A 25,989-nucleotide genomic window follows, 5' to 3' on the forward strand; every position below is an offset into this window, starting at 1 on the left:
CTCCTTACGCTTAAGAACTTATCAGTTCTATGATATTTAGACATTAATAAGAAATCATGCAAGAAAAACATATAGTCATAATAGGAGGTGGATTTGCGGGAGTGAATTTGGCTAAGCACTTGGGAAATGAGAGAGGGCTGAGAGTCACTTTGGTCGATCGGAATAATTATAATTTTTTCCCACCCCTATTGTATCAGGTATCTACGGGAATGTTGGATATTTCGAGTATTTCCATTCCATTTCGAACACTTTTTATTGGCAATAAAAATTTGTTTTTTAGGATTGGCGAATTGGAAGAAATAGTTCCGGACGAGCAAAAAGTCATACTATCTACAGGCGAAGTTCGCTACGATGCCTTGGTTCTCGCCACAGGTACGGAGAGCAATTATTTTGGGATGGAAAACATCGAAAAAAATGCCTTGCCGATGAAAACGGTTAATGATGCCATTAAATTGAGAAACTATCTTCTTATGGAGGGTGAAAAGTACACTTTTTGTACCGATGAGGTTGAAAGGCGCAAAATGCGAAATATCGTGATTTCTGGCGCCGGACCGTCTGGAGTTGAAATTGCGGGGATGATAGCCGAAATGCGTAAACGAAAACTTCGGGAAATTTATCCAGAGTTGGAGAATGAACGATTGAATATCTATTTGGTAGATGGTGCCCAAACGGTTCTTTCATCAATGAGTGAGACATCGCAAAAATATACCTTGAAAATGCTAAAGAAACTGGGCGTCATTGTAAAGTTGAATACCATGGTTTCTGATTTTACAGACGACAAAGTGATTTTCAAGGATGGTGAAGCCATTGAAACCAAAACCCTAATCTGGACGGCAGGTGTAACTGCATTGAAGTTTAAGGGTCTCCCTAAAGATTGCTATGGCAAGGCCAACCGACTTCACGTTGACGCCTTTAATAAAATGGAGCATTGCGAAAATATCTATGCCATTGGCGATACCTGTATTCAAACAACCGATCCCAATTTTCCGGACGGACACCCGCAATTGGGAAGTGTAGCACAGCAACAAGGAAAGGCCTTGGCGGATAATTTTGTGGCCATGACGAAAAACAAAAATCTAAAACCATTTAGGTACATAGACAAAGGCGCTATGGCCATTATTGGCGATCAAAAGGCGGTAGCGGATATGACCTTTCCAAAAATCACACTTACAGGGTGGTTGGCATGGTTTTCTTGGTTGTTTGTACATTTATTTTTGTTGGTAAGCTATAGAAATCGGTTTCGGACCTTCTGGAATTGGTTCAATGCCTACTTGGGCAAAGGACAATCTCAAGGCATTATGATTGGAAAATTCCCCAAAGGTGCGCCTATGTCAAATAAATTTGAAGAGTAAGTCCTATTTGAAAATTCAATGGTTCTTTGGATGTTAGTTGGTCCGATGAGGTTCGCTATGGCGTTAAAATTGCTTTTGGCCATATAGCTCTCAAAATTCTTACTCGCACTTGCCTTATACATGGTGTCAAAAGTTTGCCGTTGTTAATAATAATTTCTCAAAATTCAATTTTTTACGAAAATCGATTCCCGTTTCTTTAGCTTTTTTCCATTGAAAGTGTATCTTTGAATGTCAATACACATTACAAAGCCTATTTCACGTCGATGATAAAAAAACTAATCGTTACGCCACTTCAGAAATTTGTTAAAATTGAAAGTTTTAGTGGCATCTTGTTAATGTTTGCCACGGTCATTGCCCTTATTTGGGCAAATTCACCTTTTGGAGAATCCTATCGAGAACTTTGGCAATATGATATTGGCATTATTACCAAATCGTTTGAGTTTTCACTTCCGGCTGTTCTGTGGGTTAATGATGGATTGATGGCTATATTCTTCTTTCTGATCGGATTGGAAATTAAACGGGAATTGGTCATCGGCGAGTTAAATACGACCAAAAAAATAGCCTTTCCACTCGTTGGAGCTTTGGGCGGCATGGTGATTCCTGTAACTTTGTTTTTGGTGTTGAACCAAAATCCGGAAACCGTAAAAGGATGGGGGATTCCCATGGCTACAGATATTGCTTTTTCCTTGGCTATTTTGAACGTTATAGGAAAGCGTGTGCCCTTGAGTTTGAAGATTTTCCTTACTGCCTTTGCCATTGTAGATGATATTGGTGCTGTTTTGGTCATTGCCGTGTTTTATAGCGGTAATATCAACACCACCCTTTTATTGATTGCCCTTATCTTGTTGGGCGTTTTATACCTAATTTCATATAAAGGGTATTATTCAAAATACACAATGCTTATTTTAGGAGTGGCTGTTTGGTTCTTATTCTACTTTGCTGGCATACATCCTACCGTGGCCGGTATTATGTTGGCCTTTTCTGTTCCTATCAGACAAAAAATAGATACATCGACATTTTTGGAACATTTGGAAATTGTATTCAAAGATATTAAGAGTTCAATTGTACTGCGTGAACCTATACTTTCAAATGAACAATTAGAGAATATCAATGATTTACAAGACTGGACTGCTAAATTCCGGTCGCCTTTACAAAATCTGGAACGTAGTTTACACGGCTGGGTGGCCTACTTTATCATTCCGATTTTTGCCCTTGCCAATGCGGGTGTAATGATTGATAGTTCTGTAGAATTGGATACCGCATTAGTCCTAAATATTATCCTCGCGTTGATCATAGGTAAAAGTGTTGGCGTAACATCATTTGTCCTGTTGGCGAAAAAGATTAAAATCATTGAAGTACCTAAAGACATCAACTTCAAGCAAATTGTAGGTGTTTCATTTCTTGCAGGAATAGGATTTACTATGGCAATTTTCATTGCGAGTTTAGCTTTTGTCACCCACCCAGAATATATTGATTCTGCTAAGATAGGTATTCTCATAGGGTCTTTTATTTCAGCTATTATTGGTTATGTGCTGTTAAAGATTGCGACCAAAAAACCAGCTAAATTGGTATAGAAATATCGATCTACACATGAGAAAAGTATAACTCCGAGTCTTTTTAATTGATATTGATTTTTATTATACCAGTGAAAAACAGATGCATTGTAGGGTTGTATCAGAATACTTTAATTTCACTCTATAGTGTCTCCTAAATTTTAGAACGAGCTTTTCATGACTGAGTTTTTCGAAACATACAAGTTGCATATCTTTTATGGAGCCAGTGTTATTGCTGTTGTGATTATACTTCATTTAATCACCAATATCTTGAATAAGTGGCTAATAAAGAAGGAAGCTCAAAAGTTTCTTGGAGCCCCAGAAAAACCAATTAAAATATTAAAACGCACCTTGAACATCCTTTGGATTGTTTTAGGGCTTATCGCTTTTAGTTTTATTTTTGTTGAAAAGGAAAAACACGAAACTTTAGTAGGTTACTTCCAATTAATTAGCTATTTGGGAGGTGTTGCAGTGATTACTATTGTATTGGCAACACTTTTAAACCTATGGTTTAAACATAAGATTCAGGAAAAGACGCTTTTGGGCTATGATCCTACAAGTTTTAAATTCTTGCGTTATGTGGTTGTTTTTATAGTCTGCTTTATAGGTGTGCTTTTCGGATTAATGGCGTTTCCTTCATTGCGAGGCGTAACGCAAACAGCACTGGGCGGTGCGGGAGTTATCGCACTTATTGCTGGAGTGGCATCTCAAGAAGCCCTGTCTAATTTGGTGGGAGGTCTATTTATCATTTCATTTAAGCCATTTAAGATTGGAGATGTGATAAAACTGAGTGATACCATGGTTGGAACAGTCACTGATATTACACTGCGGCATACCATTATTCGAAATTTTGAGAATAAGATGATCGTGATTCCAAATGCTGTCATCAATAAGGAGAAGTTGATCAACTATGATTTGGGAGAGCTGAAGTGTTGTGAACATATTCACATGGAGATTTCATTTGACAGCGATATTGATTTGGCCAAGAAAATCTTAGCCGAAGAATGTGAAAACCATCCGTTAATTTTGGATAACCGTTCTGAAAAGGATAAAATTGACGCGAAACCTATTATTCGAACGGCGCTCACAAAAATCAATGATTCTTCATTGACCATAAGAGCATGGGCCTGGGCTCGCAATTATAGTGATTCATTTTCCCTAAAATGCGATGTTTTGGAAAGCACGAAAAAGCGCTACGATAGGGAAGGTGTTGAACTGGCATTTCCTACTAGGACTGTTTATTTAAACAATGATATGGAAAAGAAGGAAAAGGATGAGGTTTAAGTCATAGCTTTAAAAACTGTCTTATAAAAACAGATCCGTGATTTAAATATCATCCTCTCTTCCTAATAAAGCACTACTTTTTTTAGATTGAAAAGTGTTTGTGCCATCTCAATAGCTTAATTCCTATTAAACTATATAGAACAGCCAGGGCCAGTCTTTTTGACTCCTAACTTTTGTAAAATGGTTTCCAATAAGCACCATTTAGTAAATGCCGATTGAATTAAATTCACACCTATAAAAACTGTAAACCACATCCAATTCGGATTGACGTAAACAGTGAGTACAACACTTAATAATACCATTGTACCTACGATAACTCTAAAATAAGTATTTAACATTTTATTTGATTTTTTAAGTTTAAATATGTCTTTCTATTGGAACCACAACTGCTCTTACAGCATTGCTGGTCTCTACTCTCGAATTGAAATCTGCGATTGCATTGAACAATTCGTCAATGTTTTCATCTTCTGTAAACGAGAAAAATAAACGGGATTCATTACTGAACTTTTCGCTGGCAAACCAACTTGAAGTCATTACAACGGATGATCCATTCTTGTATCCGTCAATATCAGAACTACTGAAGTTGTGAATATTCGCATTTTTGAAGAGCCTCAGAACATCCTTTCTAAACTCTTCGACTGATGTAACGATTACTAATTTCATGATTTTTTTATTTATATTTCTTCTTCTCTATCATATAATACACCAATGGCACGACCAACAAGGTCAACACCGTGGACACAATGGTTCCTCCCATTAAAGAAATTGCGAGTCCCTGAAAAATCGGGTCGAATAGGATCACAAAAGCACCTATAACCACCGTTCCTGCTGTTAGGAGGATAGGGGTTGTTCTTACGGCACCAGCTTCAATAACGGCTTGTTTCAAAGGGACACCATCCGCAGTCCGTAAATTGATGAAGTCAATTAATAAGACCGAGTTCCGTACCATAATTCCAGCCAGAGCAATCATTCCAATAAATGAAGTTGCCGTGAAAAATGCGCCCATGATCCAGTGGCCCAGTATAATTCCTATTAAGGATAACGGAATGGCCACCATCATGACAATCGGTGCTTTAAAGTTTTGGAACCAACCTACGATTAAGATGTAGATCAAAATAATGGCACCTAAAAAGGCAATTCCTAAATCTCTAAATACTTCTAAGGTAATTTGCCATTCGCCATCCCATTTCACCGTATAATTATCTTCAAAGTCTGGCTGACCTAAATACATTTCATTAAGTTCATAACCTTCTGGCAATGGGATTTCCTTTAATTTGTCCTCCATGCCTAAGATGGCATAGGCAGGACTTTCCAAATCGCCAGCCATATCGGCTAATACATAGACCACGCGCTTTTGATTTTTACGATAAATACTCTTAGCTGCTATGGTTTTATTTATAGTCACCAAATCTGCAATGGGGATCATATTTCCTTGGATGGATTTCACTTTTAGCTGTGAAATATCTGAAATAGTTGATTTTTCCTTTTCATCCAAAGCCAATATCAAGCCCACTTGATTGCTGGCATCTTCATCATACAAGGTGGTAATGGCGTTGTTTGATAAGGCCATATTCATTGTATAAGTAATTTGCTGTGGGGCTACGCCGTATAGCATGGCTTTCTCCTTGTTAATAACAAACTGATATTCAATTTGATCATCTTCAACCATCCAATCGATATCTACGACATCATCGGTGTTTCTCAGAATCTCTTGAATATGATCAGCAATCTTTATTTGCTCGTCATAATCCGGACCATAAACTTCAGCGACAATGGTGGACAGTACAGGAGGCCCTGGTGGAACTTCTACCAATTTTACATTCGCATTGTATTTTGCTGCGATTTTTTGAATGTCAGGACGTAACAATTTCGCAACATCATGACTTTGCGCTTTACGTTTGCTTTTATCAATTAAATTCACTTGGATATCGGCCATATTACTGCCGCCTCGCAAATCGTAGTGACGTACCAATCCATTAAATGTGATTGGAGCAGAGGTACCAATGTAATTTTGATAATTGACTACCTCTGGTCGTGTCGATAAATATTGGGAAATTTCTTGAGCTACAACCCCGGTACGTTCCAAGGTGGTGCCAGCTGGCATGTCAATGACTACTTGGAATTCATTCTTGTTATCAAAAGGCAGCATTTTTACAGCCACCGAATTGGTGAAAAACAGCAACATTGTTCCCATTAAAACCGCAAATGTTCCTACTAAGAATAACCAACGTTTTCCTGTGCTTTCTAATAAGGGCCCCTCTAATTTGTTGTAAATTTTATAAATAAAGGTTTCTTCCAAAGGTTTTTCAACTTTTTCAGCCTTTCCTTTCCGATCTTTTTCCCTTAAGAAAATATATCCCAAATAAGGCGTAATGGTCAATGCCACAAAAAGTGATAAGATCATGGCAATAGATGCTCCAATTGGCATAGGTGCCATATAAGGACCCATTAATCCGGATACAAAGGCCATTGGTAAAACAGATGCAATAACAGTTAACGTTGCTAAAATGGTTGGGTTACCTACTTCGTTAATGGCGTATAAGGCGGCCTGTTTAAATGGCAGACGCTTCAACTTAAAGTGCCTGTGCATATTTTCTGCAATAATAATGGAGTCATCCACCACAATACCCGTTACAAACACCAAAGCGAATAGCGTAATTCGGTTGAGTGTGTAATCCATCATATAGTAGCTCAGCAAAGTCAGGGCAAAGGTAATTGGCACCGATAAAAAGACGACCAATCCACCACGCCAGCCCATGGCAAGCATCACGACAAGTGTGACGGCAAAAATAGATCCTATCAGGTGCCACAGTAGTTCTGAAACCTTTTCTGATGCTGTTTCGCCGTAGTTTCTTGTGATTTCAACATGGACATCATCTGGAATTAAAGTGCTGCGTAAATGCTCTACTTTATCAATGATGACTTCGGCAATTTTCATGGCATCTGCACCTTTTCGTTTGGCAACGGAAATGGTCACTGCTGGATAGTCTGATTTGAAATCCGAAGCTTTCTCACTGCCTTGCCCAAAACCTAAACTCACATAGTTTTTTGGAACTTCTGGACCATCGACAACGTCTGCTATTTGCTTTAAGTAAATCGGCTGATTCTGTTGCACCCCAACAACGAGGTTTTCAACATCTGTAACTGTTTCTAAAAATTTTCCGGTGTTTACAAGGAATTCAGTGTCGCTCTTATCAAAACTCCCAGAGCTCAATTGACTGTTGTTCGCTTTGATCATTTCGGAAACCGAAAGAAAATCCAAACCGCTTGCCGCTAGTTTATCTTTGTCTAATACGACACGCAATTGGCGTTCTCTTCCACCAATCTTATGGGTGATGGCAACGTCGTTCACTTTCTTAATTTCACCTTCCAACTCTTGTGCCAACTGGCTTAATTGGTAATCGTCATAATTTTCACTCCATAAGGTTAAACCTAAAATGGGTACATCGTCAATAGCACGGCTTTTAACCAATGGAAACGTAACACCTGGCGGCATTTTATCCATATGCTTATTGATTTCGTTGTATAATTTCACGAACGAGCGCTCAATATCTTCACCCACATAAAACTGAACGATGACCATTCCTTGCTCTTTCATTGATGTAGAATACACATATTCAACACCTTTGATATTTGAAATTAATTGCTCTAAAGGCTTGATGACTCGCGATTCGACCTCCGTTGGACTCGCACCTGGATAGCCCACAAAAATATCTGCCATTGGCACATCAATCTGTGGTTCTTCTTCACGCGGAATCAAAAACGAACTGTACACACCAACCACGGTAAATACAATCATCAAAAGCACTGTGAGCTTTGATTGTATAAAGACTTTTGCAATTTTGCCTGCGATACCTTCTTTCATTGTATTGTTTTTTTCATTCCCACGAATGTGGGAATCTCAATGTTATTTTCTTTATTTTCTTTATTTTGCGCTACTTTTTGCTCATACTTTTTAGGTTTATAGAACCTTTTATGAACGTAAAAAGCCAGGCAATGCGTTACAATCTTTTTTACCATTTATGGAAAAAAAAAGGATTTCTCACTTCTATCCTTAACGCACTAAGCCGTTGTTGCAATTCTCTTTTTGATGATAACTACAAAGGTTGAAACGTTGTAGAGTCAGACTGAAAACTGCGATTGTTTACTGAACACTGATTTTTGCGCCATTAAACAATTTTCCTTCAGACGAAACGATATAGGATTCATCTGCCGATAATCCTGACAAAACCTCCACTTGATTGCCAAACGTTCTACCTAAACGTAACCATCGTAATATGGCGGTATTGCTTTGGCTTACCGTATAAACACCGGATAGTTGTCCGTTTGTAATGATGGCTTCAGATGGGATTAAAACCAGTTCTGTGGACGTTTGTTTTTCAATTGGAAATTGCACGGTAACAAACATTCCTGAAAGAATGTTGGCGTTTGTTTTATCTAAAGCGATCTTTACTAAATATTGGCCTCCTGTGTTTTTTGCAGAAGAACTCACTTCAGTAACGGTGCCTTTAAGCGTTTCATTGATGGATTTCACCAAGACACTCACTTCAGTATTCTTCTTAATTTGGGAAATTTCTGTCTCAGGAACACTGGCAATGACTTCAAATTCACCTGGAGTTTCAAGACTAATTAATGGAACTCCTGGGTTGGCCATATCGCCTGTTTCAATATTTTTACTCGTCACAATTCCACTGAAAGGAGCGGTAATATTACTGTAGGCAAATTGTGCATTGATTTCATTTTTCATTTGATTGGCAGATTCCAAGCGCGCTTTTGCCATTTCATAATTGGCCGTCATATCATCCATTTCTTTTTGTGAGACACTGGCGCTAGCAAACAAGTTCTGAAAACGGTTATAATCTTTTTTCGCATTGTTGAAAGCAACTGTGGCTTCTGTAATACCAGCGTTAACCTGTGCTTGTTTAGCTTGTAAATCGGCATTGTTGATAGATACCAATAACTGTCCTTTCGTTACCTTGTCGCCAACATTGACGTGTACTTTATTGACATAACCCATCATTCTCGTGCTCAAATCGGCACTGTTGGTGGCTTGGATCTTTCCACTTACCGATAAAAATGGATTACTGCCATTAGTTGCTACTTGATTCACAACTACTGGAATTGCTGGAGTGGTATCAGCAACTGCTTTTTGGTCTTTGCTACCGCAACTTGTTACAAATAGAGAGGCTGTAACGATGACTAAGAGATAACTATATTTTTTCATTTTTTTATTGGTTTTTATTTGATACCTGCAAAGTGTTTAGAACCTTGCGGGATAAGTTAGTTTCTGACTAAAAACTACGACTGTCTACTGCAGATTTTTATTAATCTTTGGTTAAGAATTCTAAATATGCTTGTGCATAATTGTATTCGAAAATGGTCTGATAATATTCCAATTGCTTTTGGGCGAATTGCGTTTCGGCCATTAGTAAATCGGATGTTTTTTCTAATCCTTCCTTAAACCTATTGGTTCTGATTCTCAAGGATTCTTCAGATTGTTTTAATGAGAGACTGGTGAGCCTTAATTTGTTTTCAGCATCTAAATACGCCCGTCTAGCTTTATTTAATTCCAAATTGCTCTGAGATACATATTGTGAGTATTCCAACTGCGATTTTTCAAATTCTGCTTTACTCTTTTGTGCTTTACCAATCCTTTTGGACCCCTGAAAAAGATCCCATGATAACTGTGCGCCAAACAAATAACCATTGGCATCACCCTGAAAAATCTTATCATCGTACAACTCATAACTACCAAAGGCGTTTAATCGTGGCAGGAATGCCATTTTATCGGCTTTGTTCATAGCCTCGTAGGCATTTGTTGCCAATTGCATGGCTTTTATATCTGAACGGTTCTCTGAAATGGTTTTGTTTTCCATAGCTGAAACAGAAATTGTTAAACTATCGGTTGGAATGTAAACCACGTAAGCATCGTCATTCATTAAAAATGATAAATAATTGGATGCATTTTGTACATTGCTTTTTGCCGTCTGTAATTGGTTGAGGACTTCGGTGACGCGGACTTCAACATTAAGCACGTCGGCACGTTGCAGGTAACCTTGTTTGAAACTATTGTCGGCTAATTCTTTGTTGGCATTGGCGGCATTTAACGCTTGTTGTAAAACGTCCACCCCTTTATATGCCAATTGCAGTTGCATATAAGCTTTATCGACTTCAAAAGCTAAATACTCTGAAGTTCTTTCAGTTTTCAATGCCATGGCCTCCATTTTTGATTTGGCAGCTTTACGTTGGTACATGCCATCCAAATTGATGAGAGGCTGCTGAATTTCAAATTTGGTTGCAAAACTCTCAACTTGAGGAGGATTGTTTAACAAAGCCGGATTGAAATCGTTCTGTGTTAATATGCCCTGATTTAATTTAGAACCAAATGCCATTAACGGATTAGTGGTTGCAATTCCGGTATGACTTGCCGTAATATTAGGCAAATAGACCGCATTGGTTTGCCGGTAATCTGCTCTGGCCTCAATAAATTCCTGTTCAGATATTTTTATTGAGGTATTATCTTCACTCACCTTGTTCAAAACCTCGGATTTTGAAATTGGGATAACTTCCTGTGCCTGAATCACTGAAATGCTACCCAAGAAATAAAAAGTTAGTATGAATAATTTGGTTTTCATGTTTATGATCATTTATGCTGCAAAAATAGGTTGAATAAGGATGTTGGTCAGTAACCTATGTTACCTTAAAAAAAACACCCTCTATCAAGGGTGCTTTTCCACTTTTAACCAATCAAAAAATTGATAACCACATCAATTTACTTTTCTCGTGCCTCCATGTCCTACAGCCACAATAAGCATTATTTTTATACTTAAATAAATGTATTTGAAAAACTGTATGATAGGATTCATCATTTTAAATCTTTGATATTTTGAAATTCTTTGTGTCATTTTATTACGCTTTAAGTTTTATACTACCCGCTACCCGCTACCCACTATTCCGGAATCAACCATTTCAAGTTTGATTCCTATTCCGGAATCAACCATTTCAAGTTTGATTCCTATTCCGGAATCAACCATTTCAAGTTTGATTCCTATTCCGGAATCAACCATTTCAAGTTTGATTCCTATTCCGGAATCAACCACCAAAATGGTTTCATTTTTGCTTTATAGATAAAGGCATGGTGTAAAGTTAATTTCAACCAATGTCCTGCTAAACCAATCTCACCAAAGGTTTTACTAAGTACCCTGCCTTGTGTTCTTGGATGTTTTTCATAATCTGGAACAATTGGGAAAGTAGTGATGCTGACGCCACTTCCTGTCATGAGGCCAAAGCCAGCCGAAGCAATGCAAGCAGCACCCATATTTCCCATGGATCCTCTATGATTTAAAGATTCTTCACCCTTTTTAATGCTATCTATAATATTATTCGCGACCAATTTAGCGGTGATTCCCGAAGGCATTCCTGTTCTTGGGGGCGCTGGAGTAATATCGGTTCCGTTTTTGCTTTTTCGAGGTTTGGAAATGCTGTGCGGTGGAGCGAAAGCAATGCCTGGAGCAAAAATATTTTTATACGTTGGGTTCTGATATGTTTCTGGCCAATCTTTAACCGACCATTCGTCGTAAGGCCTTGGTGTATAATCGGCATCAACAATCATAAAACCTTTAAACAGTTTTTCGGTAATGTCGTTTTCATGTTTGTCATAAGCCTTAAAACCATGACCTGAAAACGCAGGAATGAGCATTGCAAAATCATAGGCTTCAGACTTGTACTCTCCTTCAAGGTTTTCGTAATGTGCAATGCCATCTTCAATTTTGTTGACTGCAGCCCCTAATATCCATTTGATACCGCGATCTTCAAAGATCATTTCAATCAGTTCATGAGATTTCATGGTCATGCTTCCGTATTTCAAAAGCATACCATCCATCCCAAAATCACCTAATTTATATTCGTTGGAAATCCAGGTTACTTCTGCCATATCACGTACTTTATGACGGCGCAATTCTTCTTCGACATTTAAAATATACTCGAAGGCAGCACCTTGACACGTCGATTTTGCGTGCCCCGTTCCAATTAAAATCTTGGCTTTTTTACCCTGCTTCATTTCTTGAATTAAGGCATTCAATCCTTCCCATGCATGATCTGCATGGGTATAAGTGCACACGGAATAGGCTTTGTTCTGGCCAGGGATCAATCCTTCTGTACCTTCAAAATTCAGTTTTGGCCCTGTCGCATTAATTAAATAATCGTAGGTGACTTTTTCTTGCTTCCCTTTCTCATCCCCAACTACATATTCCACTAAAACATAAGGGTTTCGTTCAACCATATCGCCTTCAGGATAAAATGAAACCGCTTTGGCTTGCTTAAAACCAATGTTCTTTCTTTTATATAAAGGCGCTAATGGAAATAATATTTTCTCAGATTTCATCCTACCAACTCCTACCCATATATTGGACGGAATCCATTGATAATTACTGTTTGGCGAAACAACCATTACTTCATGCACTTTTGGCAATTTTCTGCGTAGATGTGATGCGGCTACATGCCCGGAAATGCCTGCACCAAGAATAACTATTTTAGCCATTTTTTTTATGATTTGCTGTGAAATTAACCTAATTATAAAATCTCTGAAATGACCTGCATCAGTTTCATTAACTGATTTAAGATCAGGCTAAAGGTTGTTGTTTTAAACGAGCTACACAGTAACTTGAGTTACATAGTCAAATGGAGAAGAGGATATCTAATTACAAATCGTCAAACCATGTATTTTACAGGTTTTATCTGTCGCTTTGAGAGCCACCTGAAAACAAAAATGTCTCATTATATAATGGCTTAGCGCGTAGATGAAAATTTATTTTTATCAGTGGATTTTAGTACCCTAAGGTTTGTATCCTTTATAATAAAAATTTCGTGTTCATGCCTCGAAGGCACGGTTTGAGGTTCTTGATTAGTTTGGTTGATAGCGACACAGTTTTTGGACTTCATCCAAGACACGTTGAATCCTTATATCTGATAAGCCGATATTGTTTAACTTGTCGGAGGCATTGAACAGTTCCTTGACCAAAATAACATCGTTTTCTATAAGAAGATGTTTTTCTCTTTTGCTTAAAGTGGTCAACGTAGTTACTGGGTATAATGCCAACGAATCAATGTTTGCTTTCAGGCCATTATTTTTAGGATAATCCCAACTCAATAAGGTTAATCCGACACAATTGGCGTAGTTTACGGCATCTTCCGTAAATCTTGTATTGGTAACGAGCCAACCTTGTTTTAAATGAGTTTTGTTTTCTGGATTTGTATTCCATTCTTTTTGAATATCCAAAAACCTTGAGTTAATATACAATGGCACTTTAACATTGCTTTTAGCTCTTGCATCCGAGTGAAATTTACATTCGATGGCATATATACATCCATCTTTTTCGGCTAGTACATCAATTTCATGAGTGACACATTCTCCTTTTAATATCACACCTACTTTGGTTGTAAAACCTTTTTCTTTTAATAATGCTCCAATCAAACGTTCAAAAGGATAACCCGTCGGACCTAATTCGAAAATAGCACGTTTTAGACTGTATCGCGATGCAGAAATTTTATTTTTCTGTTTTAATAGACTAAACGCTTTTTTGTATATCGCATTAGATGACATCCCATCATAAAGATCAACTTGGATTTTGCTGACAATAGTATCTGCCATGTCGTTATCGGCACCTGCCGATTGAAGTGATCTTCTCAACTTTTTAAAAGAAAAAAGTTCAGTTTCTCCATTGCTTTTCTTAATGTAAACCTGCTTTTCCATATCCTGTTAATAACTTGAAATCTTAAAATGTTGTCCTATCCCCAAAATAAACAATTAATAATTGGTGTTTGAAATAGGTAGGTAATCCTTGAAACCATGATAAAAGTAGAGAAACCATTCAAAAGCTGCTTAAAATATAAAAGTCAATACATGGTAAGACTCAAATTTGCACGATCTAAATCGAAAATACCGAGATCATTGCGATCGCCGAGTAAAAGATATAGCATACCAAAACCTTATCAAGAATATATTATCTTTATTATTGATTGCTCAATATGATAAGAATCCATATTCAGCGTATTTGACGCTTATTTTCGGGCTTTATTGGCTTTCTTTTTTGGACCACTTACTATTCTTGAAATAATCCCTTTATGCTCTGTAAACTCGGCTACCAAGACACCTGCCAAGTGGATTACAATAAACGCGACCAGATAATAAACACCAAGAACATGAATGTCTTCCATTGGCTTTTTCAACTCTTTTGGTCCCAATTCTATGATAAGTCCGGTAACTAACGAAACAATCACACAGACATAAAAAATGATATAGGTCCATTTCTGAAATTTCGCTTTTGTGGATATATTTTTAGCTAACGGATTTTGGATCCTCATTTGTCCAAATGCGGGTAGAATAAAACGGATACTAAATAGTCCTACCAATACATAGCCGATGTAAATATGCCAATCCCACATGGGTTGTCTTATCTTTTTAGCTAAGGCAATGCCTTGTTCCTCTGACAACACCTGGCCAGTATCGTTTAGGTACTCTTGTATGATGGCTGCCATATTGAATTTATTCATCCACGTTAATCGCAAGAAAATTGTAATTAATAAGAGCAGAAATGAAATGGCTATTGCCCAATGAATGATGCGGTATGTTTTAGAATATTGTATTTTTTTCATGATGCTTGTTTTTTAAGTTGAAACATCGCTCGGTGTTATAGCCCTGCTTTCGTTTTAATACTTAATCCTTCCTTTTTTATATAGGAAAAAGCTACAAGTGAAAAACTTAAAGTCACCAACATTCTAAAAACCATGGCCTTTATGGTTTTTTCTTCGTGAACTCCACCATTATAAATATAAAACTGTAAGGCTATAAAAGCAATAATTAAGATAATTAAAGCAGTAATTAACACCTTAAAAGTCCATTTTTTTCTTTTTAAGAAACCATAAACAGCACTTAAATATAAAATGCTGCACATAAAGTTCGCCCACACTATAAATAACACATAGTTTCCTTCTTTGGCTCTAATCCCAAACCAATCAAAAATTACAGAACTACTTAAGAATAAGGTAAGTAATGCAAATACTGATAGAATAATAGCACTTATGGTAGTGATGATCTTTCTATGTTTCATTTGATATCGAATTATCGGCTGGCTCCCCAAGCCACCATTTTGGTTTGACTGGTTTTCTGACTAATCCAAATTTTTTAATGGTATGCGATTCAATATGGGTCATTAAATCTTCCACAGAATCCGTTACAAACAGCAATTCCATATCCTCTGGACTGATACTTTCATTTTCAGACATCAATTGAATATGTTCACATAATTCCTTATGATATTTTGAATCGAAAATGACTATTGGAAAATCGTAGATCACTTTGTTTTGAATAAGTGTTAAGGCCTCAAAAAGTTCATCTAAGGTGCCAATGCCTCCTGGCATGACTACAAAAGCATAAGAGTATTTTACAAGAATCACTTTTCGTATAAAGAAATACGGAATGTCAATCCATTTATGAAGGTACGGATTTGGTTTTTGCTCGAAGGGTAGAATAATATTACAGCCTACAGAATTGCCTCCAGCTTCAAAGGCCCCTTTATTGGCGGCCTCCATAATTCCAGGTCCACCACCCGTCATCACCGTAAACCCTGTTTTTGCCAAAGCAGCGCCAATTTTTTCGGCATTTTTATAATGCTCTGAATCTTCTGTGAATCGAGCAGATCCGAAAACGGTGACACATGGTCCAATAAAATGCATTTTTCTAAAGGCCTTTAGAAAATTGAAGAACACTTTAACGGCAAAGGTAAATTCCTTAAAACGCGATAGTGGACCTCTAACAAACAAGGACTCATCTTTGGATAGCATTATTTTTTTATCCATCTCCATATATTGTATTTTAGGTTGTTTTTTTATAGCTCCAAACCGCTAAGCCATTCATAACAATAGCATAAACCAGAGTTTTGATTAGTTGTGGTAAAATATCCATAAACCCGGAGCCTTTCAGCATGACCATCCGCATCACTTCGACATAGTATTTTATGGGGTTGAACTCGGTAATTATTTGGGCCCATTTAGGCATGCTTTCTATAGGAGTAAACAGTCCGCTCATTAAAATAAAAATGACCACAAAAAACCAAGCAATAAACATGGCTTGCTGCTGGGTGTCGGTGAAATTTGAGATAAACAAACCGATACCCAAAATAACTAAAATGTAAATGGAGGTATAAACATACATGAGTAATAAGCTTCCCACCATGGGCACATCAAAAATAATTTTTGCTATGATTAATCCGATACTTAACAAGGCCATTCCAATCACCCAAAACGGAAAGAGTTTCCCGATGATGAATTGACTTTTCTTAATGGGGGTGACATTAATTTGTTCCAAAGTGCCAATTTCTTTTTCTCTGACAATATTCATTCCTGAAAGAAAAAGAGTGATCATGGTTACTAGTAATACCAAAATACCAGGCACCATAAAAGTTTTATAGTTTAAGGTTTCGTTATACCAAAACAAAGGAATCGTATCGATATATACAGGTTGAATTTGAGCATCCGAAATTTGTACCAAATCTGTTCTTATATTCTTATTATAGCTTTGTATGATTTGGGTGATATAGACATTTTCAACACCCGCTGCCGCACCATCAATGGCATTAATGGTAACCCCTAGGTTGACATATTTCTCTTTTTGTAAGTTGCGCGCAAAATGACGGGGAATTTCTAAAACAACATCGATTTCTCCGTTTAACATGGCCGAACTTGCATTCGCCTCAGATGTAAAATCAGTCAAGACATCAAAATATGTTGAAGCGTTGAATTTTTCTATCAATGCTCTTGATGTTGACGAATGATCGTTATCAATATAGCCAAATTTGATATTCTTAACCTCAAAAGTGGCGGCATTGGAAAGAATGACCAGTTGGAGTAGTGGTAGGACAAAAATAATAGGAAGCATACCTTTATTTCTAAAGATTTGCTTGAACTCTTTTTGTATGATGTAAAGTATTGTTTTCATCTTAGTTCCCGCGAAAGCGGGAATCTCTTTTTTAATTTATACCTACCTACAAGCTTTTTAAAACCTTGCAGGATGGCTATTTCTTCTATTGTTCAGTTAACTAACCATTACCAACTTCCCACTGCCAACTATTTAAAGAACAAAGAGAATAGAAAATAGAATAAAGACCTCTAATGTTAATTTGTCTTTTTTCTTTTCTCTATTTTCTATTATCTAATTCTCACTCCAACCTAATCTTATATTTCTTCACACTCAATGCGATAAAAAACACCGTCATTCCCAATAAAATCAAGGTTTCTTTCCATATAAATTGCATGCCTACACCTTTCAGCATAATGGCTTTTAGAATAATGATAAACCATTTTGCAGGGATGATATTGCTTATAATCTGGAGTGGCATTGGCATGCTCGAAATAGGAAAAATAAATCCGGACAACAAGATCACGGGCAACATCAATCCCATTAAGGAAATCATCATTGCGGTTTGCTGTGTTGCTGAAATCGTTGAAATTAAAATACCCAACGCCAAGGAGGTAATGATGAATAACACACTTTCTAAACCTAATAATATAAGACTACCTTGTACAGGCATATTAAAAATGAAAATGCTCAACATTACAATGACTATGGCATTGATAATCGATAGAAATATATAAGGCACTACCTTTCCAATAATCACTTGAAATGGTCTTAATGGAGATACTAAAAGAATTTCCATTGTGCCCAATTCTTTTTCCCTAGTTATGGAAATGGACGTCATCATTGCTGAGACCAGCATCAAAATGATGGTCATTACTCCAGGAACAAACATGTACACACTTTTTAGTTCTGGATTATAAACCATGCGGGTTTGGGGAATTATTTGATAAGCAATGGTGATGTCTTTGTTTAATTCTTTTTGATACTGCTGAAGGATGGCGTTGATGTAATTGGTAATCGTATTGGCGGTATTGGGGTCTGTGGCATCAGTAATGACTTGAATGGTTGCTTTGTGGTCCTTGATCAGGTTTTTACTGAAATCTTTTTCAAAATTTAGAACAGCCTTGACTTGCCCTTTCTGGAAAACCGAAGCGATATCAGCTTCACGAGTGATCAATTGTTTAATGCTGAAATACTTTGAGGCTGCAATCTTATTGATAATTTCTTCTGTAGTGTTATCCTTTGAATGATCTAAAATGGCAATATCCACATTGTTGATTTCATTGGTAATGGCAAAACCAAACAGTAAAATTTGGGCAATAGGCATTCCGAAGAGAATAAACAATGAGCGCCTATCCCTAAAAATATGGTAGAATTCCTTTTTTATAAAACCTATGAATCTTTTCATCTCACTCCCTGCGAAGGCAGGGATCTCTTTTATTTTCATTCCTGCGAAGGCAGGAATCTCCCTTTTTGTTAATAATTTTAGTTGTTACACAGAGTTACACCGAGTTACACAGAGCTTTTAAACTGCAAACCGCGACTGCGACTGAAAACTCCTTCTCACCCCCGTGCCAGCTTCAAAAACACATCATTCATACTTTCAGCCTGAAACTGTTCTTTAAGCTTCTTTGGTGTGTCTAAGGCTTCAATTCTTCCATCGACCATTATAGATACCCGGTCGCAATATTCTGCTTCATCCATATAATGGGTGGTCACAAAAACGGTGGTGCCTTGATTGGCTGCCTTATAGATCATTTCCCAAAATTGACGCCTGGTGATGGGGTCTACGCCTCCTGTAGGTTCATCTAAAAACACGATTTTTGGATCGTGAATTAAGGATACTGAAAACGATAGTTTTTGTTTCCAACCCAAGGGTAGCGAACCTACTAATTGGCTGGCTACATTTTCAAGTCCCAACTCCTCAATTAGAGCTTCTGATTTCTCTTTGATTCTTTTACGTGATAAACCATATATTCCACCAAAAAAGGTAATATTTTCTTTAACTGTTAAATCGTCATACAATGCAAATCTTTGGCTCATATAGCCAATGTTTCTTTTGATGTCGTTGGGATTGGTCAATACATCAAATCCTGCTACAGTAGCCTTTCCAGACGTTGGATTTGAAATCCCGATCAGCATTTTTATGGCTGTAGTTTTTCCTGCACCATTGGCGCCCAAAAACCCAAAAATCTCACCCTTTTTAACATCAAAAGTGATGGCATCTACAGCTGTAAAATCACCAAACATTTTGGTTAATCCTTCTACTTGTATGACTTTATTGTTCTTCATTTTTAGTTTAAACCTACACGGTTTTCCTCCTTCGGCGGACAGGTAGACCTTGTAGGATATTTTTCGTGCCTTGCAGGTTATTTTGCCAGCTCCATAAAGGTGTCTTCAATAGTGGCGTCCGTTTCATGAATTTCAATATTCTTCAGATTTTTAGATTCTAAATAGTGCTGCAATTCCATCGGTTTAAAATCTGTTCTACTATCGGTATAATGCACAAACTCACCAAAAGGATAGACACTATGGTTAAATTCATAGTCCTTTAGACTCGTAATCAATTGATACATATTATGTGCACGGACGTTGTAAATTGGCTTTGGATAATGCTTCACAATAGCCTCTGGAGTGTCAATCTCCATAATGTTTCCGTCTTGAATTAAAGCCACTCTATCACATAGAGCGGCTTCATCCATATAGGGGGTGGACACCAAAATGGTAATCCCTTTTTGTTGTAAACGTTTTAGCATTTCCCAAAATTCCTTTCTTGAAACGGGATCCACGCCTGTGGTGGGTTCGTCCAAAAACAAAACTTTGGGTTTGTGGATTAATGCACAACTCAAGGCTAGTTTTTGTTTCATTCCTCCGGAAAGTTTCCCGGCACGACGATCTTTAAAAGGCTCTATTTGTACATAAATATCCTTTATCAAATCGTAGTTTTCATCGATGGTCGTTCCAAAAATAGTAGCGAAGAAGTTTAAATTCTCCTCAACCGTTAAATCCTGATAAAGCGAGAATCTTCCCGGCATATAGCCCACATTTTTACGAATCTCCTTATAATCTCCAACCACATCAAAACCGGCGACAGTTGCTGTCCCCTCGTCTGGAAATAAAAGCGTGGTTAGAATCCTGAATAATGTTGTTTTACCAGCACCATCAGGACCAATAAGCCCAAAGAGTTCATTTGGTTTGACGTCAAATGAGATGTCATGTAAGGTTTTTACGTTTTTATAGGATTTTGATATGTTGGAAATTGAAATGCCCATTTATTTGAAATAATCGTAATATCCATAGATGTTTTCCTTGATGCTGTTTTTAATTTTTGAAGCATCTTCTACCGATTCAGTTTGTGTAAGTGCGGCAATTTTTTCGATCAATGGGTGTAACCAAACATGTAAATTGTCATGTGCAGGACCTTCCATTGTACAGTTTTTTACCACATAATTTTTGTCCTCATTGAGTAATTCGGCCAATTTATGATAATCCGCCAATGAACTTGTGGCCTGTGTATTGAAGGTGTGTTGAAGTTTCTTAACACCTTCATTGGTGGTAAGGTCTGACTCCCATTTGTCGCCATTGTTCAATTCAATCTCTTCAGTCCAAGCATTGCCATAAACATCAGAAGCGTCTTCTTCGTGATGTTCATTTACGGCATCAACTGGGTGTTCTACCGCATCTGAATGTGTGATAGTTTCTTGGTTTTTGTTGTCCTTACAGCTTACTAATGCCAATAGACCGATGGTAAAAATTAAATGTTTCATTGTTTTTGAATTTAGTGGTTATTATTTATTAATTAATTATTTCAATTATGGCGATTCCTGTTTACATTCTGCCTTTTTTGCCTTTCATGTGTTCTTCCATCCAAACAGGTTCTTCTATATTATTGTCATAGATATATGATGCGATTTTTTCTAAATCTTCAGTCGGTAATGGAAGTTTGGGCATCACTTTAAAGCGTCTAACAGCACCAGGCATCAAGGAATTCTGTTCATCCGGATTTTGAATCCAATTGACCATGGCGTCTACAAACTCTTCTTTACTGTCATAAGCTCTCAAGTAATGCATTTTTACGGCTTTAAATGGTGGTGCCAAAATATCATCGTGGGATTTTGCATGTGGATTATGGCAGGCATAACAATTAGTTTTCATAAGAATGTACGAATCATTTTCCTGCGGACCTTCAATTGATAAATCAACACCATATAAATCATTTGAGACTACTGTATATTCGTCTTTTTCTCCTGATGAATTACAACCTGATATAAGCGTTGTAATACTTAATAATAAAATGATTGTCTTAGTCATGATTTTGTGTTGTAGATTAATTCGAAAATAAACCTTTGTTAAAAAACTTATTTCAGCATCAGTATTTCCGTTTATTAATTATTGTTAGTGACCCACATTTCAGCAGGCATTCCAATTTTTAGACTTCCATCATTGACTACATCCACTTTTACTGCATATACCAATGCCACGCGTTCTTCTTTTGTTTGGATGATCTTTGGTGTGAATTCCGCTTCCGAAGCAATCCAACTAATTTTACCTTTGTAAGATTTCATCGTATCTGCATCATCAATTTTGACGGTTACCTCTTGTCCAATTTTAATGTTGGCCAATTGTGTTTCGCTGATATAAACTCGCAACTGCATGATGCTTAAATCGGCAATTTTATATAGCGGTTTGCCAAATACCGTGATTTCATTTGGCTCGGCATATTTGGTTAAAACGGTGCCATTTATCGGATTGATGATTTTACTTTTATGCACTTGATCATCAATTTGTTTTAATTGGACATCAATACTTTTCAGTTCATTGACCACAGGTGCGTTTTGGATTTCCACACTGCGGATTTGATTTTTGATAACGTCAATTTGGCCCTGAACATCATCCAGTTGTTTTTGGGTTCCAGCATTGTCCTTTATCAAGTTTTCTGTTCGCTCTCTATTGGTGTTGGCGGTTTTTAACTGGGCATTCAACACATTGATTTGAGATAGTACACCTTTTGATCTAGAGCTGATGACTGCTTTTGAAACTTCTAATTGTTCTCGTTTTAACGCTAACGGAATGGTGTCGATATACCCTATGAATTTATCCTTCATAATCTGATCACCTTCACTAACCTCTAACTGCATCAGTTTTCCGGTATTTTCAGCGGATACTGTTATTTCAGTGGCTTCAAAATTGCCGTAACCGTCTGCTTTTCCGTTGGAATCGCTACAGGAAAATAGGGTAGTGGCCGCTATGCTTAAACCTATTATATAATTGTAATACTTCATGCTTTATGTTTTTGGTTTCCGGCAGATCTCGCTGGACATTTTTTCTTGTTTTGTTTTCCGTAGATTTAGCTGATGAGCGCAGATTTTTTGTGCTTTTATTTTCTGTGTCTGTCTGAGTTATTTTCGGTTTTATTTAAAATCTGATTTTACTTTCCTGCGGATCTCGCTGATTTCCGTTGATTTTTGGTGTTATTCTTTCTGCGTCGATCTGCGAAACTTGCCCGTTCGTTGGGTGGGTCTGCGGGGCAACTATTACTGCCCTTTAATGACATTGTAATTTGCTTTTGCCAATTGTAATTGAATTTTATGTTTTATCAAGGTGTTTTCGTCTTCATATAAATTGGTGAGTTCCGTTATGTATGCCGATGAGGTGATGACACCGTTTTTGAGTTGGGAATCTGCCGATTTAAGAACCTCTTTTCGAAGATCGATAATCTCTAAATCTGAGGCGATAAACGCTTCAATCTTTTCGATTTCCTTTTGTTGTTGATTCAGTTCGGTGTTGGTATTTAGTTTGAACGTTTCGGTTTCAGTATCTATAATGTCTTTATTGATTGATAGTGATTCGCGCAGCTTTTTGTTGGAATTCCAGTCGAAGACATTCCAATTCAATTTGACACCAACCGTATAAAAGGCTTGGAAGGAATTATCGAGCATATTTAATCCCGGATTGCCATACCCGCCCGTTGCAAAACCGAGCAATTTTGGTGCATTTTGTTTAGTGACCAATGCTTCGTTGCTTTCAATTTCATCTTTTTTAAGTTGGAACAATTCCAACTCAGGCCGGTTCAATTCTGTTGTTGACGCTGTTTCTACCAATGTATTTTGAAAATGGACCGATGCATTCAACGGTTGACCAATAATGTCAGCAAGAGTTTCAATGAGGGATAGTTTATTGCTCTCGACTTCAGTTAATTGCTGATTTATTTTTAATAATTCGGCTTCCAGAACTTTATCAGATGATGGTAAAATCACACCGTATTTAATTCCTGAGGTCACTTCGCTCAATTTGGCCTGTAATTGTTCTTGTTTTGCTTTTAACAACAAATGGGTTTCCTGCGATAACAAAATGGAAAAATAGAGCTGATTGATCTTTTGTTTTAGCTGATAGAGGTTGACTTCAACCTGTTTCTGCTTGGTTTTGAGTTGTGATGATTTTACAGCTAATGAGGCGTCTGTAGCTCCACCATTATAAATAAGTTGGTTGACCGATAATGTGGCACGGTACTGGTCTTTATTAAGCGGTTCGATGTTTGAACTTGGGATGGGAACTTCAATCACGTCAGATTGATAGGTGGCTTGGGCATCAAAACTTAATTGTGGTCGTTTTGTGTTGGAAACCACTTCTTTTTCTAATCGGTTTTGCACTTCTAATAATTCAGATTGCTTGGCCAAAGGATAATTGACGATAGCGAGATTATAGCATTCCTGTAGCGTCATGATTTGTTGAGAAAACATAACGCTCGTAAATAGTCCTATGAAAACAATTAGCAATCGTTTCATTTTATTGATGTTTTGATGGAATTGATAATAAAATTGGCAACTTCAATTTTTCGGCTTTCTACAAAGGCCTTATACGACTTTTCGTCTTTTTTTGTAAGCGCTTTAACCAATGGTTTTCCTAAAAAAGGAAAGATGTTAAGGGCAAGGATATTCACGAATAGTTGGTCGGCATCTATCGGTTTTAAAATACCTTCCCTAATTTCAGAATCGACTTTTGTCTTAAATTTTTCGAGATTTGGGAAGCCTGTATTGTCTTTAAGTTTTAGAATGAAATCTTCATTTCTGTTGAGCTCATTGATGATAAAATTTGGGAGATACGGATGTTTCATCATGAATGATGTATAATCACTTGTGAATTTTCTTATTTTATCTTCAATGGAAGAATCATCGTTTAATATAGCATTCAGCTGTGGCGCTAAAAGCGAAAATGCATTTTTAAAAACAGCTTCAAAAAGCAATTGCTTACTTCTATAGTAGTAGTGAAGCATCGCCTTATTAATGCCAGCCTTATCGGCTATTTCCTGCATTCTTGCACCATCCATGCCTTTTGATTGAAATACGTCTTTGGCAGCGTCCAATATTTGATGTTCCGTTGTTTCCTCTTTTTTCATTTTAACTAATGGGTTTAACCAAGTGGTTGGCAAAGATACATAAAATAATCAAATGGTAAATAATTCGATGATTTTTAACCTGTATTTTATGAATTTACGGGTTCAATTTCCTTTTTATCAGCTCAATTACGAACACTCCAATGCACCCACCAATTATTGAAACCAACATGTTCATCGTGAATAACGCACGATTTGCCTCGCCAGTGGCCATTATTGATATCGGATCAAAACCAAGACGCCCGAAAACCTTGATGAAAAAAATACTGCCAAACACACCTGCCATGGTGTTTCCAATAACTCCCAATGAATATTTTTTGTTAATCGCTGCGAAGACATGAGCCCCTATAATGCCCATGAAAATGCTGATGATTGCTATGAGAGTGTCTGTCATAACCTGGGATTTCCTGTCCTATTAATGTTCACCATAACCCACATCATCCAGCTTGCCTCGAAAAACCCGGTATTGAACAAACATATAGATTCCAACCAAAACTGCTGCAATGACAAACCAATACACGCCAACGGATAGGCCGTATTCGTGGGCTGCAACATTATATACGGTTAAGGAGGGATTCACCTTGTTGGTGGATGGCAAAACTTTCGGGAATATCGAAACTACAGTAGAGGCTAATCCCCCGAGCAAAAACAGCGTTGAAAATAAAAAACCTAAACCATCTTTATTAAATGATCTTACCTTAAACAATCCAAGGAGTCCCGTAAATGTAATCATCGGAAACACAATGAGCCATGGATGCTCCAAAAAGTTACGAAATGGATTAGGATCAATGATGTGCCAGGTTAATAAGGAGGTTAATACCAGTGCCAACAGTACAAAATTCAGATTGAAAATTACTTTTTTAAGTTTTGGGTTTAAGTCGGAATTAGTTTTGAAAATTATCCAATTGGCACCATGAATTGCCAAGGACACCACGCCAACCAAGCCTAACATTAAGGTAAACCAATCGATTACTCCTAAATGTTCCGAATGTGGACTAAAACTTGAATTCCACAAAGGCAAAAAGAAATAATGCGGTTCATGTGCAGGGACACCATCGGTAACCATACCTAAATTTACTCCTCTTACGATATTCCCCAATGCGATTCCGAAGAAAAGGGCCAACAATAAACTTGCAATTCCAAAGGCTTTGTCCCAAATAGCTTCCCACATTCTGTTCTTGATCTGTCCACGCAGTTCAAGGCCAATTGCCCTGAAAATAAGTAGCCATAAGATCATCATCAATGGCAAGTAAAAGCCACTGAATGATGAGGCATATAAGGTTGGAAACGCAAAGAATAAGACGCCGCCGACTGCTATGAGCCAGACCTCATTGGCATCCCAAAATGGACCAATAGCGTTTGTGATGGCTTTCTTGTCTTTTTCGGTTTTCGCAAAAAACAAATGAATGATGCCTGCACCAAAGTCATAACCATCCAATATAACATAGATGGTTAACATAGTCATTAGAATGATATACCAGTATAATTCCATAT

The 25,989-nt window shown here is 37.3% G+C and carries 25 protein-coding genes; 3 read left to right on the forward strand and 22 right to left on the reverse strand.

Going from position 1 to position 25,989, the window contains the following annotated elements; translation table 11 throughout:
- Positions 1 to 56 precede the first annotated feature (56 nt).
- The 3 genes from G6N06_RS11415 to G6N06_RS11425 all read left to right on the forward strand — a co-directional run bounded on the left by G6N06_RS11415 (position 57) and on the right by G6N06_RS11425 (position 4,189).
- The gene (locus G6N06_RS11415) at positions 57 to 1,352 is read left to right on the forward strand and encodes an NAD(P)/FAD-dependent oxidoreductase (RefSeq protein WP_163516875.1); all 1,296 of its coding nucleotides are present in this window, start codon (positions 57 to 59) and stop codon (positions 1,350 to 1,352) included.
- Between the two features lie 263 nt (positions 1,353 to 1,615).
- Positions 1,616 to 2,926 (forward strand): Na+/H+ antiporter NhaA, encoded by a 1,311-nt coding sequence (nhaA, locus tag G6N06_RS11420; RefSeq protein WP_163516876.1) that lies wholly within the window; start codon positions 1,616 to 1,618, stop codon positions 2,924 to 2,926.
- A 156-nt stretch (positions 2,927 to 3,082) separates the two neighbouring features.
- Positions 3,083 to 4,189: a mechanosensitive ion channel family protein gene (locus tag G6N06_RS11425; RefSeq protein ID WP_163516877.1), complete on the forward strand. Its 1,107-nt coding sequence runs from the start codon at positions 3,083 to 3,085 to the stop codon at positions 4,187 to 4,189.
- 131 nt (positions 4,190 to 4,320) lie between these two features.
- On the opposite strand, the gene G6N06_RS11430 is transcribed toward G6N06_RS11425, so the two are convergent.
- From G6N06_RS11430 to cydB, 22 genes are all read right to left on the reverse strand, one after another.
- Complete coding sequence (locus G6N06_RS11430) at positions 4,321 to 4,527, reverse strand: YgaP family membrane protein (protein ID WP_163516878.1); 207 nt, start codon at positions 4,525 to 4,527, stop codon at positions 4,321 to 4,323.
- A 19-nt stretch (positions 4,528 to 4,546) separates the two neighbouring features.
- Positions 4,547 to 4,852: a hypothetical protein gene (locus tag G6N06_RS11435; protein WP_163516879.1), complete on the reverse strand. Its 306-nt coding sequence runs from the start codon at positions 4,850 to 4,852 to the stop codon at positions 4,547 to 4,549.
- A gap of 7 nt (positions 4,853 to 4,859) precedes the next feature.
- Entirely contained in the window at positions 4,860 to 8,054 is a 3,195-nt protein-coding gene (locus G6N06_RS11440; protein WP_163516880.1) for an efflux RND transporter permease subunit, read from the reverse strand.
- A 279-nt stretch (positions 8,055 to 8,333) separates the two neighbouring features.
- Positions 8,334 to 9,413, reverse strand: coding sequence for an efflux RND transporter periplasmic adaptor subunit (locus G6N06_RS11445; protein WP_163516881.1), 1,080 nt, complete (start codon positions 9,411 to 9,413; stop codon positions 8,334 to 8,336).
- Positions 9,414 to 9,513: 100 nt separating this feature from the next.
- Positions 9,514 to 10,824, reverse strand: a complete 1,311-nt coding sequence (locus tag G6N06_RS11450; RefSeq protein ID WP_163516882.1) for a TolC family protein — start codon at positions 10,822 to 10,824, stop codon at positions 9,514 to 9,516.
- 300 nt (positions 10,825 to 11,124) lie between these two features.
- Positions 11,125 to 11,292, reverse strand: coding sequence for a hypothetical protein (locus G6N06_RS11455; protein ID WP_163516883.1), 168 nt, complete (start codon positions 11,290 to 11,292; stop codon positions 11,125 to 11,127).
- Positions 11,271 to 12,728, reverse strand: coding sequence for an NAD(P)/FAD-dependent oxidoreductase (locus tag G6N06_RS11460; RefSeq protein WP_163516884.1), 1,458 nt, complete (start codon positions 12,726 to 12,728; stop codon positions 11,271 to 11,273). The genes G6N06_RS11455 and G6N06_RS11460 overlap by 22 nt, the downstream gene beginning before the upstream one ends.
- Before the next feature lie 363 nt (positions 12,729 to 13,091).
- A complete protein-coding gene (locus G6N06_RS11465) occupies positions 13,092 to 13,940 on the reverse strand; it encodes an ATP cone domain-containing protein (protein WP_163516885.1) in 849 nt (282 codons plus the stop codon).
- Between the two features lie 308 nt (positions 13,941 to 14,248).
- On the reverse strand, positions 14,249 to 14,842 hold the full coding sequence (locus G6N06_RS11470; protein WP_163516886.1) for a cytochrome b/b6 domain-containing protein: 594 nt from the start codon (positions 14,840 to 14,842) through the stop codon (positions 14,249 to 14,251).
- 35 nt (positions 14,843 to 14,877) lie between these two features.
- The gene (locus tag G6N06_RS11475) at positions 14,878 to 15,297 is read right to left on the reverse strand and encodes a hypothetical protein (protein ID WP_163516887.1); all 420 of its coding nucleotides are present in this window, start codon (positions 15,295 to 15,297) and stop codon (positions 14,878 to 14,880) included.
- Positions 15,287 to 16,045 carry an LOG family protein gene (locus G6N06_RS11480; RefSeq protein ID WP_163516888.1) on the reverse strand — a complete coding sequence of 253 codons (759 nt, stop codon included), beginning with the start codon at positions 16,043 to 16,045 and terminating at the stop codon, positions 15,287 to 15,289. Before G6N06_RS11480 ends, G6N06_RS11475 begins: the two co-directional genes overlap by 11 nt.
- A 16-nt stretch (positions 16,046 to 16,061) precedes the next feature.
- On the reverse strand, positions 16,062 to 17,183 hold the full coding sequence (locus G6N06_RS11485; RefSeq protein ID WP_163516889.1) for an ABC transporter permease: 1,122 nt from the start codon (positions 17,181 to 17,183) through the stop codon (positions 16,062 to 16,064).
- Positions 17,184 to 17,403: 220 nt separating this feature from the next.
- Entirely contained in the window at positions 17,404 to 18,510 is a 1,107-nt protein-coding gene (locus G6N06_RS11490) for an ABC transporter permease (RefSeq protein WP_163516890.1), read from the reverse strand.
- A gap of 155 nt (positions 18,511 to 18,665) precedes the next feature.
- Complete coding sequence (locus G6N06_RS11495; protein ID WP_163516891.1) at positions 18,666 to 19,394, reverse strand: ABC transporter ATP-binding protein; 729 nt, start codon at positions 19,392 to 19,394, stop codon at positions 18,666 to 18,668.
- Positions 19,395 to 19,471: 77 nt separating this feature from the next.
- The gene (locus G6N06_RS11500) at positions 19,472 to 20,374 is read right to left on the reverse strand and encodes an ABC transporter ATP-binding protein (protein WP_163516892.1); all 903 of its coding nucleotides are present in this window, start codon (positions 20,372 to 20,374) and stop codon (positions 19,472 to 19,474) included.
- Positions 20,375 to 20,869: a hypothetical protein gene (locus G6N06_RS11505; protein WP_163516893.1), complete on the reverse strand. Its 495-nt coding sequence runs from the start codon at positions 20,867 to 20,869 to the stop codon at positions 20,375 to 20,377.
- 61 nt (positions 20,870 to 20,930) lie between these two features.
- Positions 20,931 to 21,413, reverse strand: a complete 483-nt coding sequence (locus tag G6N06_RS11510) for a c-type cytochrome (RefSeq protein ID WP_163516894.1) — start codon at positions 21,411 to 21,413, stop codon at positions 20,931 to 20,933.
- Positions 21,414 to 21,487: 74 nt separating this feature from the next.
- Positions 21,488 to 22,384 carry an HlyD family secretion protein gene (locus G6N06_RS11515; protein WP_163516895.1) on the reverse strand — a complete coding sequence of 299 codons (897 nt, stop codon included), beginning with the start codon at positions 22,382 to 22,384 and terminating at the stop codon, positions 21,488 to 21,490.
- A 252-nt stretch (positions 22,385 to 22,636) separates the two neighbouring features.
- Positions 22,637 to 23,887: a TolC family protein gene (locus G6N06_RS11520; RefSeq protein ID WP_163516896.1), complete on the reverse strand. Its 1,251-nt coding sequence runs from the start codon at positions 23,885 to 23,887 to the stop codon at positions 22,637 to 22,639.
- The gene (locus G6N06_RS11525; RefSeq protein WP_163516897.1) at positions 23,884 to 24,498 is read right to left on the reverse strand and encodes a TetR/AcrR family transcriptional regulator; all 615 of its coding nucleotides are present in this window, start codon (positions 24,496 to 24,498) and stop codon (positions 23,884 to 23,886) included. Before G6N06_RS11525 ends, G6N06_RS11520 begins: the two co-directional genes overlap by 4 nt.
- Positions 24,499 to 24,592: 94 nt before the next feature.
- Positions 24,593 to 24,889: a hypothetical protein gene (locus G6N06_RS11530; protein WP_163516898.1), complete on the reverse strand. Its 297-nt coding sequence runs from the start codon at positions 24,887 to 24,889 to the stop codon at positions 24,593 to 24,595.
- Between the two features lie 21 nt (positions 24,890 to 24,910).
- The gene (gene cydB / locus G6N06_RS11535; RefSeq protein ID WP_163516899.1) at positions 24,911 to 25,987 is read right to left on the reverse strand and encodes a cytochrome d ubiquinol oxidase subunit II; all 1,077 of its coding nucleotides are present in this window, start codon (positions 25,985 to 25,987) and stop codon (positions 24,911 to 24,913) included.
- Positions 25,988 to 25,989: the final 2 nt, after the last annotated feature.

This window comes from Gelidibacter japonicus, from assembly GCF_010725055.1.
Lineage (GTDB): Bacteria > Bacteroidota > Bacteroidia > Flavobacteriales > Flavobacteriaceae > Gelidibacter > Gelidibacter japonicus.

Bases quoted from the DNA above. Each gene is read 5' to 3' on its own strand.
- G6N06_RS11475 (WP_163516887.1), bottom strand. From the start codon at position 15,297: ATGAAACATAGAAAGATCATCACTACCATAAGTGCTATTATTCTATCA.
- G6N06_RS11520 (WP_163516896.1), bottom strand. From the start codon at position 23,887: ATGAAACGATTGCTAATTGTTTTCATAGGACTATTTACGAGCGTTATG.
- G6N06_RS11450 (WP_163516882.1), bottom strand. From the start codon at position 10,824: ATGAAAACCAAATTATTCATACTAACTTTTTATTTCTTGGGTAGCATT.
- G6N06_RS11530 (WP_163516898.1), bottom strand. From the start codon at position 24,889: ATGACAGACACTCTCATAGCAATCATCAGCATTTTCATGGGCATTATA.
- cydB (WP_163516899.1), bottom strand. From the start codon at position 25,987: ATGGAATTATACTGGTATATCATTCTAATGACTATGTTAACCATCTAT.
- G6N06_RS11495 (WP_163516891.1), bottom strand. From the start codon at position 19,394: ATGAAGAACAATAAAGTCATACAAGTAGAAGGATTAACCAAAATGTTT.
- G6N06_RS11430 (WP_163516878.1), bottom strand. From the start codon at position 4,527: ATGTTAAATACTTATTTTAGAGTTATCGTAGGTACAATGGTATTATTA.
- G6N06_RS11485 (WP_163516889.1), bottom strand. From the start codon at position 17,183: ATGAAAACAATACTTTACATCATACAAAAAGAGTTCAAGCAAATCTTT.
- G6N06_RS11465 (WP_163516885.1), bottom strand. From the start codon at position 13,940: ATGGAAAAGCAGGTTTACATTAAGAAAAGCAATGGAGAAACTGAACTT.
- nhaA (WP_163516876.1), top strand. From the start codon at position 1,616: ATGATAAAAAAACTAATCGTTACGCCACTTCAGAAATTTGTTAAAATT.
- G6N06_RS11515 (WP_163516895.1), bottom strand. From the start codon at position 22,384: ATGAAGTATTACAATTATATAATAGGTTTAAGCATAGCGGCCACTACC.
- G6N06_RS11510 (WP_163516894.1), bottom strand. From the start codon at position 21,413: ATGACTAAGACAATCATTTTATTATTAAGTATTACAACGCTTATATCA.
- G6N06_RS11505 (WP_163516893.1), bottom strand. From the start codon at position 20,869: ATGAAACATTTAATTTTTACCATCGGTCTATTGGCATTAGTAAGCTGT.
- G6N06_RS11425 (WP_163516877.1), top strand. From the start codon at position 3,083: ATGACTGAGTTTTTCGAAACATACAAGTTGCATATCTTTTATGGAGCC.
- G6N06_RS11460 (WP_163516884.1), bottom strand. From the start codon at position 12,728: ATGGCTAAAATAGTTATTCTTGGTGCAGGCATTTCCGGGCATGTAGCC.
- G6N06_RS11490 (WP_163516890.1), bottom strand. From the start codon at position 18,510: ATGAAAAGATTCATAGGTTTTATAAAAAAGGAATTCTACCATATTTTT.
- G6N06_RS11480 (WP_163516888.1), bottom strand. From the start codon at position 16,045: ATGGATAAAAAAATAATGCTATCCAAAGATGAGTCCTTGTTTGTTAGA.
- G6N06_RS11415 (WP_163516875.1), top strand. From the start codon at position 57: ATGCAAGAAAAACATATAGTCATAATAGGAGGTGGATTTGCGGGAGTG.
- G6N06_RS11440 (WP_163516880.1), bottom strand. From the start codon at position 8,054: ATGAAAGAAGGTATCGCAGGCAAAATTGCAAAAGTCTTTATACAATCA.
- G6N06_RS11470 (WP_163516886.1), bottom strand. From the start codon at position 14,842: ATGAAAAAAATACAATATTCTAAAACATACCGCATCATTCATTGGGCA.
- G6N06_RS11525 (WP_163516897.1), bottom strand. From the start codon at position 24,498: ATGAAAAAAGAGGAAACAACGGAACATCAAATATTGGACGCTGCCAAA.
- G6N06_RS11445 (WP_163516881.1), bottom strand. From the start codon at position 9,413: ATGAAAAAATATAGTTATCTCTTAGTCATCGTTACAGCCTCTCTATTT.
- G6N06_RS11435 (WP_163516879.1), bottom strand. From the start codon at position 4,852: ATGAAATTAGTAATCGTTACATCAGTCGAAGAGTTTAGAAAGGATGTT.
- G6N06_RS11500 (WP_163516892.1), bottom strand. From the start codon at position 20,374: ATGGGCATTTCAATTTCCAACATATCAAAATCCTATAAAAACGTAAAA.